Genomic DNA, 16,194 nt, shown 5'->3' on the forward strand with positions numbered 1-16,194 from the left:
TGTTTAGGATATGTTTGATAAACTGAGTATAAGACATCTTGAATCCTCCTATGAATTGGTTCGTCGAACTAGTTCTAAAGGATTTCAAGGTGTCTTTTTTCTCAACGTTTATTCGTTTTTAGAGATACTAGAAGAGACTGAGACAAGTTTTGGCTCAGTCACAAAAAGTATAGAAACAAAAGAGAAAGAGTTATAAACAGGTATAAAAAAATCTATCATCTGATCGCAATTTTAGTCGTTTTGTCATCTATTTCATTGGCAATTGTATTTGAAAAACGACTCCTCTAGGTTCCCAGTCTCTTACGGACAGTTTGCCTTTATGCTGAGTGATGATCTGTTTGGCAATTGCAAGACCAAGACCATAGCCACCAGTTTCTTTAGAACGAGAGCGGTCTTCGCGGTAGAAGCGTTCAAAAATTCGTCTTTTGTCTTCATCGCTAATAGATGGCCCGTTGTTTTTGACTTCAATCAGCCAATTATCGTTGGAGATTTCAGATTGCAGGACAATTTTTTCTTTAGCTTCTGTGTATTTTAGCGCATTGTCCAGCAGAATAACTAGAACTTGGTGGATACGTTTTTCGTCGACTATTACTGGTTGATCGGCAAAGTTTTCCAAGACAAAATATTGATCGTTTATTTCTGCGATTTCCTGGAAGGGCTGGGCTAATTGACGAATAAATTCTTTGGGATTAACTGATTCTTTCTGCAGAAGCAACTGATTGGAATCACTGCGTGCCAAGGTTAGCAGGTCTTCAGTCAGGCTTTTCATTCGCCGTGTTTCATTCAGGGCTTGGGCAATTGGTTCAGACTCTTCCAAGATGGTGTGATTGGGTCGGGTGAACAATTGCTGCAGGCTGTTTTGAATGATTGCTAGTGGCGTGCGTAATTCGTGAGAGGCATTTTCAACAAATTCCTGTTGTTTGCGCCATGAGAGCATGATGGGTTGCATATTCATTTTTGAAATGTAAAAGCTTATTCCAATCGAAATCAGCCAAAAAACGACCATACAGATAATCAGTGTTGTCTTGAAGGTTTTCATGGAGTCTGCGATTTGATTGGTATTGGCTAAAAATTGAATATAGGCGATGTCTCCTCCTTTATCTGCTTTGATTGTATACGAATGAAAGGAAAGTTTTTGGCTAGAATAGCCTGCATTTTTTAAACTTAATGCTTGAACAGAATCGAGATTTTTCTTATCTAAGGTTAAATTTTCCAGTTCAGTGAACCGTCCACCAATCGTGTCTTTGTTGAGAATCGTTCCTTCTTTTGACCATAAAATGATCTGAGTATTGAACTGATTATTGCCTTCTGGTCCATTCTCTCTCAGCTGATCGCCCGGCATTTGTGCCAGAAAGGGATTGCTTTGTTGGTACCGGTTGATTTCCATCTGAATAAGATGTTCATTTTCCGCCATTTGAGTTAGTGACAGGTCTGTTTGGCGGTAGGCCGAGCTTTGCAGCAACTGTAGAGTTATAAATCCTAATAATAGGAAGATACCTGCAAAAGCGGCTACATTTAAGAAGAAAAATTTTAGTCGTTGTTTTCTTGATATTTCGGTATTCATAGCATTAATCCTTTTGTAAGATGTAGCCGACATTTCTCAGTGTTTTAAAGAACTGATCTGCACCTGACGGCTTCAAATGTTTTCTTAAGTGACTCATATATACTTCTACAACTGTAATGGTCGTATCGGAATCAAATCCCCAAATCCGATCGAAGATTTGCTCCTTTGTTAAAATCACGCCCTTATTTTGGATGAAATAAACCAAGAGATCAAATTCTTTTCCTTGAATTGATAGGATCTCATCGTCGATGGTTACTTCTTTCGTCGCAAGGTTGCAGGTAATATTTTTATAGACGATTTGATTCTCAGAAAACAATCCTAACGAACGCTTCAATAACGCTTTTACCCGCATAATCAGTTCTTCACGATAAAAAGGTTTCGTCAAATAATCGTCTGCACCTTTTTGAAATCCATTGATTTTGTCTTCTAGGCCATCTTTGGCAGTTAGAATCAGCACAGGGGTTTGGATATTTTTTTTTCGTAATTCTGCTAAGATTTCGTAGCCGTTTTTTCCTGGCAGCATCAGGTCCAGCAATATTAGATCATAAACACCAGTTTCTGCTTCAAATAAGCCTTCTTCCCCATCATAGATCTGTGTGATCTCACCTAAATCCGACAAGATTTCTTTTATATTATCTGAAAGTGTCGCTTCATCTTCTACTATTAAAAGGTTTATCATTGATTTTCTCCTTTTTCATCTATTACTTACTCAGTTTACCACGCTTTCCTAAAACAACCTTAAAAACTTTTTTGTCACGTTTAAGCTTCGGTTAAGCCAATTTGCCTATTCTATAAACAGACAAATGAAGGAGGAACCAAAATGAATTATATCAAACGGGCGATTCAAAGCCTTTGGGCCAAAAAAGGACGCAGCATCATTATGATCACCGTCTTTTCCGCCATATTAATTTTTGTATTAGCGGGGTTAACGATCCGCAGCGGCGCTGAACTGGCGACCACGAATGCGAAAAAAAGTGTCGGGGCGACCGTCACCTTATCAACGAACCGAGAGGCAATGTTCAAACAGCAATCAAATTCAGATTCAGATGATGAAAGCAGTCGCCCAGATCCAGGTAGCTTTGAACAGACACCCGTCAACTTGAGTGATGCAAAAAAAATCGCAGAATTAGCGAATGTTAAATCGTATTCATTTGAAGCAAGTACTTCAGCGGATAAAGGCACAGGGATTACACCGATCTCGAGTGATAGTGACAGTGAAGAGGAATCTTCGGATGAACAAGCTGTTGGATTTGGTGGACAGAAAGCACCTGGTGGGATGAGTCAAGGGGATTTCCAAATTAAAGGTGTTTCCGAAAGTAATTCTTACAGTGATTTTTCATCAGGAACAGCTAGCCTAGTTGAAGGAAAGGCAATCACTTCGGATGATGAAGGGACGAATAATGTACTGATCGAGCAAAGTTTAGCGGAAGCAAACGATCTAAGTGTCGGGGACAAATTTAAGATTAAAGATACCGATGATAAAGATGTTGAAGTTACTATTAAAGGTATTTACAAAACAAGTGATTCTGGCAACAGTATGAGTGCTCGCTTCAACTTTATGAATCCAGCGAACACGATTTTTTCTTCTTATACACTGGTTAACACCTTAACTGGATCGGAAGGAAAAACGATCGATTCGGCAGTTTATAACTTAGATGATCCCAAAGACATGGACAGCTTTGTAGAAGCAGCGAATAAATTGATCGATACGGATACATTCAGCTTAGAAACCAATGATCAAATGTATCAGCAAATGCTTCAACCATTGAATAATGTATCAAGCTTTGCGAAGAATATCGTGATTTTAGTAGCAGTAGCCGGAGTCATTATTTTGACATTGATTATTATGCTGTCGATTCGTGAACGTAAATATGAGATCGGTGTATTACTTTCATTAGGTGAATCACGGGTCAAAGTTATTTCACAATTTTTCGTTGAGATTTTTGTCTGCATGATCTTCGCTTTAGGGATCGCTGCAGCTAGCGGAAATGTTGTTGGCAATGCAGTCGGCAATCAGTTGTTGAGTCAGCAAACAACTTCGCAAAATGCAGATGGACAAGAAGCGAATACGGCAGGAAACGGCGGTCCAAATCAAGGTAACCAAGGACAAGCACCTGGTGGCGGAAACGGTGGTCCTAGTGGTGGTCAAATGGGAAGCAATCCATTTACACAATCAAAAGAAATTCAAGAACTAAATATTTCAATGCAGCCAACCGAGATTTTAAGTCTTGCAGGAATTGGGCTGGGGATTAGTTTATTCTCAATTGTCCTTTCATCAGCAGGAATTCTACGACTGAATCCGAAGAAAATATTGATTTCCTAATTAAAGGAGGAATTTTTAATGACACTATCAACAAAAGATTTAGGTTACTGGTATGAAGACAACCGACGATTATTCGAAAATGTTAATTTAACTTTTGAAAAAGGCAAAATGTATGCAATTTTAGGTACGAGCGGTTCAGGGAAAACGACTTTTTTATCCCTGATCGCAGGATTAGATACACCAAAAAGCGGAGAAATTCTCTATGACGACAAATCGTTGAAAAAAATTGGATTGCGGGAATATCGTCGTAAAGATGTATCAATTGTGTTCCAAGCCTATAATCTACTGCCGTATTTATCGGCAGTAGACAATGTGGTAACAGCGATGGAGATTGCTCAAAGCCAACAGACAGATAAAAAAGCCTACGCCTTAGCGAACTTGGAAAAAGTCGGAATCACTAAGGATTTAGCAGATAAAAAAGTTACGATGCTATCTGGTGGTCAGCAACAACGAGTAGCAATCACTAGAGCCCTATGCTGTGAACACGATCTAATCGTTGCGGATGAACCGACTGGAAACTTGGATGAAGCAACTTCCAGCGAGATCGTTAAACTTTTCCAAGAGATTGCACATGAGCAAAAGAAATGTATTATTTTAGTCACCCACGAACAGGATGTTGCTAAAGGCTGCGATGTGGTGTATGAACTGAAAAATCAAGAATTCAATCAAGTATCTTAAACAAACAGAATTTCGGTTCAGCTAGTATGAATGAGTAGGAAATGAATAGAGGAGACTGAGAAAATTTTTGCTCAGTCTCTCTTTTAGTAATAGTCGTTTTTTTTAGGTTGAAAGGAATAAAGTGACCTATTAATAAAAAGAATAACAGATATAATTCTTGTAAAAGAGCGATAGATAGGAGTGTTTAGAATGGGATTGTCCCAATGGCTTAGAAAAAAATTTTCAAATAATCAAGATAAAGAAGTCAATGAAATGCTACTTAAGCTAAATAAAAAAATTCATGAACCGAAAGACTTTTGTCCGGCGACTACAGCATTAATCCGCTTGTATGACCGAGAAAAAAATGCAAAAGAAATAAATAAAGGTGAAACCAGTTATGAATCTCATACTGAAGCCTTTCATAAAGAAATACAAGTCCATAGTCAAGAAAAGATTTATCTAACAGATTATTTAAATATCTGGCTACAAATAAATGAAGCAAAATTACAGGAATATAAGTTGGATACAATGTTCGAGAAAGGAAATTTAAAGGAAATCAAAGAAGAACTAGCGAAGGATATAAAGATAAAAAGTGAAATTTTATTGCGGTGTTTGGGAGGGGAAATTACTAATTATCGGCTAAATCAACAAGCTTATCAAGAAATGTTCGGGCGAATAAATCCTAAAGGCTGTCAAAGAAACAAAGTGGTAATTGATTTTCAAGTAACAAAGAAGATCAATGATTTCTCATTGAATAAGGGGAGGGATCAGATGGAGAGTCAGACAAAACAAAAAACTCAAACGAATGGATGCCAAACGATGGAAAGTATAACTGATAAAATAAAGGAACCCAGTTTAATCGAAACAAAGGCACAATCTAGTGAGACAAAAGTTCAAGAAAATTTAGGTAGAGAATAAACAAGCACTTTGAGATTGCTTTGATAGTGTGCGTTGTGATAAGTGAAACGCCCTCGAAACAGAGGGTACTGTTTTGAGAGCGTTTCTAGTGCAGAAATGAATATTCATTTATCTGTTTTTATTCATTTTCATATTCTTCAAGCTCAATACTCAAATCTTCCCATTCAGAAAGTTTTGTTTCTTGAGATTGGCGAGTTGCTTCGAGTGTTTGATTCAATTCATTTAATTTGAGATGGTCATCCAAATTCTCTGGGGACACCATTTGCTGTTCTAGTGACTCGATCTGTTCATCTAAAATAGCTAATTCTTCTTCAATTTGAGTGATTTTACGTTGCAAACTACGTATCAGCTTTTGTTGCTCTTTACTTTGGAAATAGGTTTTCTTGTTCGTAGAAATATGCTCTTCTTCTGGTGTTTTTTCAGCTAACAGCTCTGCTATCTCCGCTTCTTCTTGTTTCTTTTCTAAATAATAATCATAGTCACCTAAATAAACTTTACTACCGTTTTCCGATAATTCGATGACTTTTGTGGCAATCCGATTGATGAAATAACGGTCATGAGAGACAAACAACAAAGTACCATCATAATCAATCAAGGCATTTTCTAATACTTCTTTATTATCAATGTCCAGGTGGTTGGTTGGTTCGTCTAAAATCAAAAAGTTTTCTTGATTCATTGCGAGTTTTGCAAGGGCGACTCGGGCTTTTTCACCACCGCTTAGCAAGGGGATGGTCTTTTCTACATCTTCACCAGAAAATAGAAAGGCACCCAAAACGCTACGAATTTCTTTTTCGGGAGTCGTTGGATGTTCATCCCATAATTCAGCTAAAATTGTTTTGTTGGTGTGTAAGTCTGCTTGACCTTGATCGTAGTAGCCGATCGTCACATTGGTTCCTAAATGTTCTTTTCCACGGATAAAAGGCAACTGATGGATGATCGATTTTAAAAGCGTGGATTTACCAATACCATTGGGGCCGACCAGTGCAATGGCTTCTTGACGCCGAATATCAAGATTGATCGGTTCAGACAAAACTTCATTATGATAACCAATCGCAGCATCTTCGATTTGTAATACAACATTTCCTGATGGCTTTGCTACATTGAAAAGAAAGTGAGCTTGTTTTTCGTCTCCTTGAGGACGGTCAATCCGATCCATTTTCTCAAGGACTTTTCTGCGACTTTGGGCTCTTTTCGTCGTAGAAGCGCGTACCAAGTTGCGTGCGACAAAATCTTCCAATTTATGGATCTCAGTTTGTTGTTTTTCATAAGCTTTCCATTCAGTTGCTAATTGTTCAGCTTTCATGTCAAGATACTTCGAATAATTCCCTTTATAGTGGCGCATTTTTTTTCGACTTAATTCGTAAACTTCTGTTGCGACTTTATCTAAGAAATATCGGTCATGGGAGACGATCAGTAAGGCACCAGTATAACTTTGCAGGTAGCCTTCTAACCAAGAGAGAGTCTCAATATCTAAATGGTTGGTTGGTTCGTCTAAAATCAGTATATCTGGATGTTGGAGCAACATTCTTGCTAACGCTAAGCGAGTGCGTTGTCCGCCAGACAATTCATTGATTTTTTGATCATAAAAAGACGGATCAAATTTAAAGCCATGCAAAACAGAGCGTATTTCATTTTCGTAGCCATAACCGTTTCTATCTGAAAAATCGTGTTGTAATTTATCGTATTCTTTCAAAAGTGACTCATAGGAAGGTGTATCAGGTGTTCCTTCACTAATCAAGATTTCAAGTTCGCGCATTCGATTTTCCATTTGACGGATTGTTTCGAATGATTTAAGCATTTCATTCCAGACTGTTTCTGCTGAATCTAACCCAGTATCTTGTGCCAGATAGCCTAAAGTAGCAGCTTTATTTTTAGCAATTGTTCCTTCATCGGGGCGTTCGATTCCAGCAAGGATCTTCAAAAGTGTTGATTTTCCTGCTCCGTTACGGCCGACTAATGCGATCCGAGCCCCTGTGCTGATTTCTAAATGGATATTCTCAAATAAGATCTCTGCACCGAAGTGACGAGCAATTTGATTGGCTTGTAATAATATCATGGAATCCTCTTTTCTACTTTGTGAATTCTCTAAGAATAAATCTCTTTTTCAACTAGTAGTCTACCATAAATTCCTTGATACTGCGAGGTTCAAAGAAATGATAAAAAAATGAATAAAGAATAAAATTTCACAATATCCAAGCAATCAAATTGATTTTTTCCTATATATACTGATATGATGGATAAATCAAAGTAAACTTAAAGTAAAAGTGGAGGTAATTAAGTGAAAGATCATGTTATTCCAAAGGCAACAGCCAAACGGCTACCTTTGTATTACCGTTATTTACGAATCTTAAATAATGCTGGTAAGAAAAAAGTATCATCAACTGAATTAAGTGAGGCTGTTCAAGTTGACAGTGCAACGATTCGCCGTGATTTTTCATATTTTGGAGAATTAGGAAAACGAGGCTATGGCTACGATGTTGAAGACCTCATGCATTTTTTCGCAAAAACATTGAATGATGATCAATTGACTAATGTGGCGTTGATCGGTGTCGGTAATTTGGGAAGTGCCCTTTTAAAATATAAATTCCATCAAAGTAACAGTATCCGTGTAAGTTGTGCATTTGATGTCAACGAAGCAATCGTTGGACGGATCGTGGATGGGATTCCCGTTTACCCTATGGAAGATATGTTTGAGCAAATCAAGATCCAACAAATCGAAGTAGCAATATTGACGATACCAGCTGAGCGAGCACAAGAAGTAGTTAATCGGTTGACTGAAGCGGGCATTAAAGGTATCTTGAATTTTACTTCTGCTCGATTAAATGCGCCAGCAGACGTGTTGATTCAAAATGTTGATTTAACGAATGAATTACAAACGTTGATTTATTTTCTTCATTCTGATGCATCCTTGCAAGCGACTGAAGAAACTGAGTAACGAATGATTCAGATGACCTGGTTGGTTTACTAAACAGTCTCAAGTGATGAATGATCATTTTAGAAGTCGTGATTTCCGAAATTGATGTCTCAGTTTTTGTGAAATTTCGGCTCTTTTTTGTGGTCCGTTCGGTGGTAACCATCTTCTTGTCACCGAACAAAAGTTCCTATATAATCATGATAGGGGTGAGTGAGATGGAATTACAGTTTCCTTTACATAATGATACATCTAGAAAAATCATTCATATCGATATGGATGCTTTTTTTGCCTCTGTCGAAGAACGGGATCATCCAGAATTTAGAGGGAAACCCTTAGTTATTGCCAGACATCCGAGTGACACTGGTGGTCGAGGAGTGGTTACTACAGCGAATTATGAAGCAAGAAAGTATGGCATCCATTCAGCGATGAGTGCGCAAAAAGCATATGAATTATGTCCGCAAGCCATTTTTAAACCAGGCGATCATCAAAAATATAGTGAGATCTCACAAATTGTTCGTGAGATTTTTTACCGATATACGGATATCGTTGAGCCTGTCAGTATTGATGAAGCCTATCTTGATGTGACGAACAATAAACGCAATTGTAAATCAGCAATCAAAATTGCTCGTTTGATCCAAAGAGACATTTGGGAAGAGGTAAAACTGACCTGCTCGGCAGGTGTGAGCTATAATAAGTTTTTAGCGAAATTAGCCTCAGATTTTCAAAAACCTCAAGGCATTACTATCGTTGCACCTCAAGACGCATTGACGTTCCTTAAGGCATTACCTATTGATAAATTTCATGGGGTAGGAAAAAAAACCGTCCCTAAGATGCATGAACTTGGTATTTTCACTGGAGAAGATCTTTATAATTGTACAGAGATGATGTTGATCCAACAATTTGGAAAGATGGGCTATTCGCTTTATCGAAAAGTAAGAGGTGTCCATGATGCACCAGTCAATGTGACAAGAGAAAGAAAATCTGTAGGAAAAGAGCATACTTATGGTCAGCCACTACAAACGGAAGAAGCGGTATTAGCACAATTACGACAATTAGCTGAGAAAGTCGAAGAGTCGTTGAAAAGAGTCCAGAAACATGGAAAAACCGTAGTGCTAAAAGTGAGATATACGGATTATACGACAGTCACGAAAAGAGTCACTTTACCTGAGTATATCTATAAGAAAGAAGCGCTCTTTTATCAAGCAAGTTTGATTTGGGAAGAAATTTTAGGGATTGAACAAGGCATACGTCTCTTGGGGATCACGTTAACGAATTTAGATCCCATGACTTATGAGAATATTGTGTTACCTTTGTGGGAATGAAAAAACAGTAGAAAACGTGTTGGAAATCAACATACGTTTCTACTGTTTTTTATTTAATAAGGAGTGGGAGGACCTAAATGAACTCCTGTTTTTTGATTTGTTCATACGATTCTGTAGCATCGCTGCATTTTTCCCAAATCACTACTCTATTTTCGGCTAGCGATTTTTTGACATCGATGATGCGTTGATTACTACTACCGCGAAACTGTAGTTTTAAATCCTTTTTACTTAGTTCAAAACGTCCATCAACTAAGATATCGATTTTTGTTAAAAGAGCTAACTTGTCTTCGGAGTCTTGAAGTAGTTCGTCAAAAGTATAACCGGTCCACGACCAGATATCTTTGGTCTGACCAAATTCTTTTCGGATACGCTCAACGACTTGGAGACAGACGTCCGTGTTTAGAAAAGGTTCCCCGCCTAAAAGGGTCAGTCCTTGAACGTAATCATGGCGGAGATCGGTAATGATTTGTTCTTCCAGCTCTGGTGTGAAAGGTTTACCATAGCGGAAGTTTTGCGCTGCTTTATTGAAACATCCTTCACAAGCAAATAAGCAGCCACTCACATAAAGACTATTTCTTACACCTTCGCCATCCACAAAGTTAAATGGTTTGTAATCAGCAATGTAATTTTGGCTGTAATCTTGTGCCAGCCATTCTTTAGGTTTAGGATTTCGCATAACAAAACTTCTTTCTAACATCAAAGTATGAAAAATTTACTTAAAACTCAAACCAGTTTCACAGCAAGCAGTCTCAGAAAAGATAATGGACTAGCCTCAAAAAAATGCAAATAAATCGAACGGTCACGGTTCACACACCGTTCGATTTATCGTAGTCACGCTGTGAAAGGGGATTGTTTTCTAAGGAATAACTGATCGCTCTATCTTTTTTCTTAGAGTAAATTAGAACGAAATAGTAGAGAAAGATTACTTCATATGTTTGACACGTGAAGAGATCTCCTTGTGACGACCGTGAACCATTGGACGTGCTTGTGGGTTACCTAAATAGCCACAGGTTCTTTTAACGACGTCACAAGTTTTTGGATCATGATTGCCGCATTCGGGACATTCAAAGCCACGTTCGGTTGGTTTGAAGTCACCTTCAAAGCCACATTTGTAGCAATGATCAATTGGTGTATTCGTTCCTAAATAGCCAACTTTATCGTAAGCATAATCCCAAACGGCTTCTAATGCTTTCGGGTTTTGTTGAAGCATTGGGTACTCACAGTAATGGATAAAACCACCAGAACAATACTTCGGATAATCTTTTTCAAAATCTAGTTTTTCAAACGGAGTTGGGTTTTTACGAACGTCATAATGGAAACTATTCGTGTAATATTCTTTATCAGTGATGTTTTCGACTTCGCCAAATTTTTCTGTATCTAAACGGCAGAAACGATCAGTTAAGCTCTCACTAGGTGTAGAGTAAACGCTGAAATGATATCCATATTCGTCACCCCAAGCATCTGCTTTGGCTTTTAATTCCTTCACGATATCAAGGGTAAAATCTTTTGCTTCGGGATTGTTTTCCCATTCCCCACCATAAAAAGCAGAAGCCACTTCGTAAAGACCGATATAACCTAAAGAAACCGTTGCACGACGATTTTTGAATAATTCATCGACAGCATCTGTTTTTGAGAGACGTTTACCGAATGCACCATACATATATAAGATTGGTGCGTTAGCAGGGATCGCTTCTTTACAACGATCGACACGATAAACTAAAGCATCTTTCATGATGGCTAAGCGCTCAGAGAGGATTTGCCAGAATTTTTCCTGATCACCTTTCGCTTCGATGGCAATACGAGGTAAGTTTAGTGTGACCACACCAAGATTCATTCGACCAACGTTCACTTCTTGGCCATTTTCATCTTTCCAACCTTGTAAAAATGAACGACAACCCATAGGTACTTTGAAACTACCGGTTAATTCAACGATTTTGTCGTAGTTTAAAATATCAGGATACATCCGCTTAGTTGCACATTCCAAAGCTAATTGTTTAATGTCATAATTAGGATCAGTTGGGTTCAAGTTTATGCCATCTTTTAATGTGAAAATCAATTTAGGGAAGATAGCTGTCCGCTTTTCGCTACCTAAGCCATTGATCCGATTTTGTAAGATTGCTTTTTGAATTTCTCGCTCAAACCAGTTTTTTCCTAAACCAAAGCCAAGAGAAGTAAATGGTGTTTGACCATTTGAAGTAAAAAGAGTATTGATTTCATATTCTAGACTTTGCATCGCATCAAAAATATCTTTTTTGGTTTTTGATTTCGCATACTCTACTCGACGTTCAGGTGTTTCGATCCATTCTTCTGCATCCGCTAAATGTTTTTGATAATTCAGTTCAGCGAAAGGAGCAAGTAATTCATCTGTTCGGTCAGCAGAACAACCACCATATTGACTGGAAGCTACATTTGCAATAATCTGTGAAATTTGAGCAGTAGCAGTTTGAATTGATTTTGGTGATTCCACTTCAGCATTTCCAATTTTGAATCCGTTGTTCAACATTCCTTTGAAATCGATCAAACAACAGTTTGTCATTGGTGTGTATGGATGATAATCTAAATCATGGTAATGGATGTCGCCTTTTTGATGTGCATTTGCGATATGTGGGGGCAACATTTTCAAACCGATGGATTTTCCAACGATACCAGCGGTTAAATCTCTTTGAGTATTGAAGACATTACTATCTTTATTTGCATTCTCATTGACAACTGTTTGGTCTTTATTGATCAATTTTTTGATCGAAAAATTGATATCTGTCGCTTTACTTCTGGCAAAATCACGTTTTGTGCGGTAATTGATATATTCTTCTGCTAATTCATATTCGTTTTTTTCTAAAAGAATGTGTTCAACGATATTTTGGATCTCATATATTTTAACGTTGTCGGTAAAGCGTCGTTTGATTTCTTGAACGACTAAATCCACGATCGTTTGAATTTTTTCATAAGTAAGTGGAGACAATGAGCCATGAATTTTCTTTTCAGCTTTGACTAAAGCCTCATTGATTTTTGTTTCATCAAATTCGACACGTCGACCATCTCGTTTAATGATTGTTATGTTTGATACTTCTGAATGAAGGGGATCTGTTACTTTTTCTTCAATTTGTACACTCATTTTATTCAACTCCTGCTAAATTCTTCTTGTCTATCATAAAACAAAATCCACGAAGGAGCAACTAAATACTAGCTATATATAGTATGCAAACAGGTGTATAAACGGACAACTATACTATATGTTGTATATATTTCTTTGTGAAAAAAAGTGAAAACGTAAGTTTATAGGATTTTTATTTTGAATATACCGCTTTCGTGAATAAAATAGATGAATAAAAATTTTTTTAAAAAAAGGTTATGTCTGTGAAATGATAAAAATCTAAAAAGAAATGCTCAAATGCTGTAAAGATCAGAGAAAAAAACCAAAGAATATGCTAATATGCTGGTAAGTGTGTCAGTGTGGCGAGTAAGCAAAACCCAAGGAGGAAAGCCATGGATAAAATGATCGAGGTAAAACATGTAAGTAAAAGCTATGGAAATAAGCTTTCGCCGGTAAAAGTACTTGATAATATCTCTTTTACAGTAGAAAAAGGAGAATTTGTTGGCATCATGGGTCCGAGTGGTGCTGGAAAGACGACTTTGATGAATATTCTTTCGACGATCAATCTACCAACGATGGGAAGTGTGTTGATCCAAGGAAATGAGATCACTAAAATGAAAAATAATGAATTGAGTGACTTCCGTCGCAAAAAATTAGGATTTATTTTTCAAGAATTTAATTTGATCGATACATTGAATGCGAAGGACAATATCTTACTACCATTAGCGGTGGAACGAATCTCGAAAGAAGAGATGGAAAAAAGTGTGTTGCATGTTGCTCAATTATTAGGGATCGAAGAAATCTTAAAACGTTATCCAGATGAATTATCAGTTAGTCAGAGACAACGGATTGCGGCTGCTAGAGCATTAGTTATTCAACCACAAGTCATTTTTGCTGATGAGCCAACCGGGTCTCTGGACTCGAAATCAGCCACCGAGTTACTAAATTATTTAACAACGATGAACCGAGTAGAAAAATCAACTATCTTATTAGTAACACATGATCCGTATACAGCCAGTTATTGTGATCGGATTTTATTTATCAAAGATGGGGTGATTTTCTCTGAAGTAGTTCGCAGAGGTTCAAGAAACGAATTTTTTGAACGGGTGATTGATATGCAGGCGACCATTGGGGGAGGTGGAAAACTCAATGCTTTATAAGTTGGCTGCGAAAAGTTTTCTGCGACAGTCAAGAGGGTATCTCGTTTACTTTTTTAGTCTAACGTTATCAACGATGATCTACTATTCTTTTAGTACGATTTCTTATGATCAATTATTGAACCGAAGGACACAGCAAGATTCTTTATTCAATGTTTTTTTTGGTATTGGTAGTTGGATTATCTTAATCGTATTACTTTTTTTTGTTATTAGTGCAAATCGTTTTTTCTTTAACCGCAGACAAAGAGAGATTGGGATCTATCAGTTGTTTGGTGTGAAGAAAACCCAAATCTCACTGATCTATGTATTGGAAACAATGGCTATTGGATTATTCGCCTGTACAGCAGGGATTATTTTAGGAATCATTTTCTCAAAATTATTTTCTATGATCTTGATTCGCATGATGAACTTGCAAATCACGAGTCTTTTCTTCATTTCCGTGCCATCGATTTTTGAAACATTTCTGTTATTTTTTTTGATTTTATCTGTTGTTTCTTTGTATTCATTATGGAAAATCTGGCGCTATCCGACGATTCGAAATTTTGGCGAATACGATCATTTGGAAAGTAGCAAGTTAAGAGTTCGGACACGCCATCGTTTTTTAGGAACACTGGGTTTATTGCTGATCTCTAGTGGTTATTTCTTTGCGGTCCACTATCGGGAATTTGCTGCTAAACTTTTTATTTTTACGCAAGATCTTCGCTTTCCTTTCTTATTATTTGTTCTGATCCTGCTGTTTTGTGTGATCGGGACATATCTGTTCTTTTGTTTTTCCCTACGTGTGTTAATCGATTTGGTGAGTCGTTCTCGAATTAAGTATCGAGGGATCAACTTCTTGCTGATCGGCAATACGCAGATCCATCTGCTGAAAAGCTGGCGGATCAATTCGTTGATCACACTGATCATGGCTCTAGCTTTAACGATGATTGGCGCAATGATGAGTGCGACTGTCATCATGTCTCGAAATGTGGAGATGGTCTCACCGGTATCTTATCAAATGGATAAGGCAACAGCTGACAAGCTGCGACCGCTTCTTGCAAGTGAAGGGCAAACGATCACAAAAGAAATGACGATCAATTACAAAGTAATTGGAAGTTACTATAATGATAAGTTAGACGGGATTTCTGAGGAAAAAGTATTTCAATTGGTAAATTTGATTCCAGAAAAAGAATATCATGCCTTTCGACAATTCAATCCTAAAATGCCTAAAATTGATTTAACATCGGATAACAGCACTGTGGTATTAGATAGTATGAAAAATATCTTTAGAAATTTTTCAATGTATGATTCAACATTCTACTTGCCCGATCAAACTTTAGATATTCAAGCAACCTTACCTAATTTTTTAGGAGATGGTTCGTTGAGGTATTTCGGTCCGACACTCGTTGTCAGTGATGATTATTTTGCTAAAGCATCTGGACTAAACTATCAAGTGGTCAATTGGAATGTGCAAGGGGGAGATCAGGAAAAAATCATTGAACGTATTTCCAAAGAGATTCCTACAAGTTATGAGAACATCATTTATTATGATTATGAGATCAAAGGAGAGGCTATAACTGGAACGATTCATAAAAATGAATCGCACCAAGAAAAAGCAGCTTCAGATCAATCTTCTGATGAATACAATAATGAAGATTCACGTCTTAACTTTTCTGCACGTTTCCCATTTAAACGGACAGTTGAACAAGGAATTGGTTTAATGTCGTATGTTTCGATCTTTATTGGAATAATTGTTATTGTCACGACTGGAAGCATGCTGATGGTTCGTCAATTAGCAGAAGCAGAAGAAGAACGAGAGAATTATCAATTATTAACGAAATTAGGGATTTCTCGAAAAAAAGTGAAGCGAGTCATCTTTGGGCAAAATGCGATCATGTTTTTCCCACCAATTATTTTGGGGAGTATGCATACCTTTTTTGCCATTGAAGTATTTACTCAATATGTCGATACAGCAAATTATGGGTTAGCATATCTGATTTGTGGCTCACTTGTCTTGATCTATATCTTGTTTTATTACATCACAAGTGTCTTATATTGCAGGATTATTGAGGAGTAAATCAAGCTATATTTAAATGAGCAAAAGGTTAGTACTCTGTTTTTTTTATTTGAATGAAGAAAGACTTAAACGATTGGTTACATAGATCGTTTAAGTCTTTTTAGCTTTTTAAAAAAAAATCTTTATTTATTTGAGGTGATGCTTATATTATAATAACCGTCTTTTTGTAGTTAATCTAAATTGTGACAAAAT

The 16,194-nt window shown here is 37.2% G+C and carries 12 protein-coding genes; 7 read left to right on the top strand and 5 right to left on the bottom strand.

Translation table 11 applies throughout. The features are described 5' to 3' along the window. Nucleotides 1–247: 247 nt before the first annotated feature. Nucleotides 248–1,564 (bottom strand): cell wall metabolism sensor histidine kinase WalK, encoded by a 1,317-nt coding sequence (locus tag AB5M32_RS00915; RefSeq protein WP_034699804.1) that lies wholly within the window; start codon nucleotides 1,562–1,564, stop codon nucleotides 248–250. 4 nt (nucleotides 1,565–1,568) lie between these two features. Further along, complete coding sequence (locus tag AB5M32_RS00920; protein ID WP_034699806.1) at nucleotides 1,569–2,243, bottom strand: response regulator transcription factor; 675 nt, start codon at nucleotides 2,241–2,243, stop codon at nucleotides 1,569–1,571. 141 nt (nucleotides 2,244–2,384) lie between these two features. Between AB5M32_RS00920 and AB5M32_RS00925 the strand changes: the two genes are divergently transcribed. From AB5M32_RS00925 to AB5M32_RS00935, 3 genes are all read left to right on the top strand, one after another. Further along, nucleotides 2,385–3,887, top strand: a complete 1,503-nt coding sequence (locus tag AB5M32_RS00925) for an ABC transporter permease (protein WP_010738282.1) — start codon at nucleotides 2,385–2,387, stop codon at nucleotides 3,885–3,887. Between the two features lie 18 nt (nucleotides 3,888–3,905). Continuing rightward, entirely contained in the window at nucleotides 3,906–4,565 is a 660-nt protein-coding gene (locus AB5M32_RS00930; RefSeq protein ID WP_010738281.1) for an ABC transporter ATP-binding protein, read from the top strand. A 189-nt stretch (nucleotides 4,566–4,754) separates the two neighbouring features. Continuing rightward, the gene (locus tag AB5M32_RS00935) at nucleotides 4,755–5,462 is read left to right on the top strand and encodes a hypothetical protein (RefSeq protein ID WP_368024238.1); all 708 of its coding nucleotides are present in this window, start codon (nucleotides 4,755–4,757) and stop codon (nucleotides 5,460–5,462) included. Nucleotides 5,463–5,580: 118 nt separating this feature from the next. On the opposite strand, the gene AB5M32_RS00940 is transcribed toward AB5M32_RS00935, so the two are convergent. Beyond that, on the bottom strand, nucleotides 5,581–7,518 hold the full coding sequence (locus AB5M32_RS00940) for an ABC-F family ATP-binding cassette domain-containing protein (protein WP_034698765.1): 1,938 nt from the start codon (nucleotides 7,516–7,518) through the stop codon (nucleotides 5,581–5,583). A gap of 222 nt (nucleotides 7,519–7,740) precedes the next feature. Here AB5M32_RS00940 and AB5M32_RS00945 point away from each other — a divergent pair, with 222 nt between their 5' ends. Continuing rightward, a complete protein-coding gene (locus tag AB5M32_RS00945) occupies nucleotides 7,741–8,397 on the top strand; it encodes a redox-sensing transcriptional repressor Rex (protein WP_010719828.1) in 657 nt (218 codons plus the stop codon). A 194-nt stretch (nucleotides 8,398–8,591) separates the two neighbouring features. After that, nucleotides 8,592–9,698: a DNA polymerase IV gene (gene dinB, locus AB5M32_RS00950; protein ID WP_368024239.1), complete on the top strand. Its 1,107-nt coding sequence runs from the start codon at nucleotides 8,592–8,594 to the stop codon at nucleotides 9,696–9,698. Nucleotides 9,699–9,771: 73 nt separating this feature from the next. Here the strand turns inward: dinB and nrdG are convergent, their stop codons facing one another. Together nrdG and nrdD are read right to left on the bottom strand one after the other, a co-directional pair. Further along, the gene (gene nrdG, locus AB5M32_RS00955; protein ID WP_207430720.1) at nucleotides 9,772–10,374 is read right to left on the bottom strand and encodes an anaerobic ribonucleoside-triphosphate reductase activating protein; all 603 of its coding nucleotides are present in this window, start codon (nucleotides 10,372–10,374) and stop codon (nucleotides 9,772–9,774) included. A 246-nt stretch (nucleotides 10,375–10,620) separates the two neighbouring features. Next, nucleotides 10,621–12,810: an anaerobic ribonucleoside-triphosphate reductase gene (gene nrdD / locus AB5M32_RS00960; protein ID WP_010719825.1), complete on the bottom strand. Its 2,190-nt coding sequence runs from the start codon at nucleotides 12,808–12,810 to the stop codon at nucleotides 10,621–10,623. A 371-nt stretch (nucleotides 12,811–13,181) separates the two neighbouring features. Between nrdD and AB5M32_RS00965 the strand changes: the two genes are divergently transcribed. Further along, the gene (locus tag AB5M32_RS00965; protein WP_010738276.1) at nucleotides 13,182–13,949 is read left to right on the top strand and encodes an ABC transporter ATP-binding protein; all 768 of its coding nucleotides are present in this window, start codon (nucleotides 13,182–13,184) and stop codon (nucleotides 13,947–13,949) included. After that, nucleotides 13,939–16,002 (top strand): ABC transporter permease, encoded by a 2,064-nt coding sequence (locus tag AB5M32_RS00970; RefSeq protein WP_178286626.1) that lies wholly within the window; start codon nucleotides 13,939–13,941, stop codon nucleotides 16,000–16,002. Before AB5M32_RS00965 ends, AB5M32_RS00970 begins: the two co-directional genes overlap by 11 nt. The last annotated feature ends 192 nt before the right edge of the window (nucleotides 16,003–16,194 follow it).

This window comes from Enterococcus sp. C57, assembly GCF_040887305.1.
GTDB classification, from domain to species: domain Bacteria; phylum Bacillota; class Bacilli; order Lactobacillales; family Enterococcaceae; genus Enterococcus_B; species Enterococcus_B hirae.